This window comes from Agromyces humi, assembly GCF_009720255.1.
Lineage (GTDB): Bacteria > Actinomycetota > Actinomycetes > Actinomycetales > Microbacteriaceae > Agromyces > Agromyces humi.
Genome location: NZ_WJSP02000795.1, coordinates 1 through 527 on the forward strand (window position 1 = coordinate 1; position 527 = coordinate 527).

1 protein-coding gene is annotated in these 527 nt (G+C 76.3%); it reads left to right on the top strand.

All coding sequences use genetic code 11. From position 1 onward, the window contains the following. Positions 1-527: methionyl-tRNA formyltransferase (locus GH736_RS24225; RefSeq protein WP_268891272.1), on the top strand; the 527-nt coding region annotated here is incomplete at both ends.

The following is a 527-nucleotide window of genomic DNA, read 5'->3' on the forward strand; positions in this document are numbered from 1 at the left end:
GCTGACGCCGTCCCCGGTCGCTGCGGCGGCAGAACGCCTCGGGATCCCGGTCATCGAGGCCGCGCGGCTCGACGCGTCGGCCACCGAGCGCATCGGCGAGCTCGAGGCCGACCTCGGGGTGATCGTGGCGTACGGCGGCCTCGTCCGCGAGCCGCTGCTGTCGTCGCCCGTGCACGGGTGGATCAACCTGCACTTCTCGCAGCTCCCCGCGTGGCGCGGTGCCGCGCCCGTGCAGCACGCCCTCATCGCGGGCGACGCCGAGACCGGGGCATCCGTGTTCCAGCTCGTGCCCGAGCTCGACGCGGGCGACGTCTTCGCCTCCCGGTCGCGTGCGGTCGGCGCCGACGACACCGCCGGCTCCCTGCTCGACGCGCTCGCCGTCGAGGGCGCGGACCTGCTGGCCGACGTCGTCGACGGGATCGCCGACGGCTCGGCCGCCTCGACGCCGCAGGCGGGCACGCCGACCTTCGCGCCGAAGCTCGGCATCGAGGACGCGCGGCTGGACTGGGCCGCACCCGCCTCGTCGG